General features: G+C 40.5%; 1 pseudogene. It reads right to left on the bottom strand.

Going from position 1 to position 986, the window contains the following annotated elements:
* Positions 1-21 precede the first annotated feature (21 nt).
* Positions 22-986 (bottom strand): annotated as a pseudogene (locus KU855_RS18715) (IS3 family transposase); the annotation flags it as partial.

Consider the following 986-nt stretch of genomic DNA (forward strand, 5'->3'; position numbering starts at 1 on the left):
TGTAACCCTCCCTTATATCGATCATATTTTGAGAGAGTTTTCCTCAATTAATCGCTCATATAATTTAGGCGGTAAATCATTCAGTGATTCATGTGGCCGATCATAATTATATTCTTCAATCCAACTATCTGTGATTTCCCTTACTTCAGTCAAGCTATTGAACAAGTAACAGTCTAATACTTCATTTCGATAAGTGCGGTTGAATCGCTCAATATACGCATTTTGCGTTGGTTTTCCTGGCTTAATAAAATCTAACTTGATGCCATGTTCTTCAGCCCATATCTCAAGTGCATGTGAGATAAATTCTGGCCCATTATCTTGCCTTAATCGCTTTGGGTAACCACGGTAGGCTGCGATTCTATCCAGCACGCGTATAACCCTCTGTGCAGGTAAGCTCGAGTCCACTTCGATGGCTAACGCTTCACGATGATAATCATCAATGACATTAAATGTTCTGAAAGACTTGCCTGAAAATAAGTTATCACTCATAAAATCCATAGACCAGCATTCATTAGCCTTTGCTGGAACGGCCAGTGGCTCAGGCTCTCGTGAAGGTAAGCGCTTTTTACCTTTACGCCGTAAGTTAAGCTTCAAACCACAATAAATACGGTACACACGTTTATGGTTCCATTTATGGCCTAGGAGCCGTAGCCGCTTAAATATCTTCCGAAACCCATAGGCCTTATGTTTTTCAGCAATGTCTGATACTGCCTCAATAATATCATTATCATCTATACGTTTAAGTTGATAATAATATGTGCAACGACTGATGTTTAACGCATCACAAGCCAGCACAACACCTAGGCCAAATTCATTAATGGCATAGTGGGCTAATACCTTTCGTTCTGCTGGCCTTATAGCTTTTTTTCAACAATATCTTTGAGTGCCATGTTTTGTAAGCTGACATCAGCAAACATCTTTTTAAGTTTGGCGTTCTCGGCTTCTAATTCCCGCATACGGGTTAAGTCAGAGGCTTGCATCCCACC

Origin of the sequence: Shewanella sp. NIFS-20-20 (assembly GCF_019209865.1) — a bacterium.
GTDB lineage: Bacteria > Pseudomonadota > Gammaproteobacteria > Enterobacterales > Shewanellaceae > Shewanella.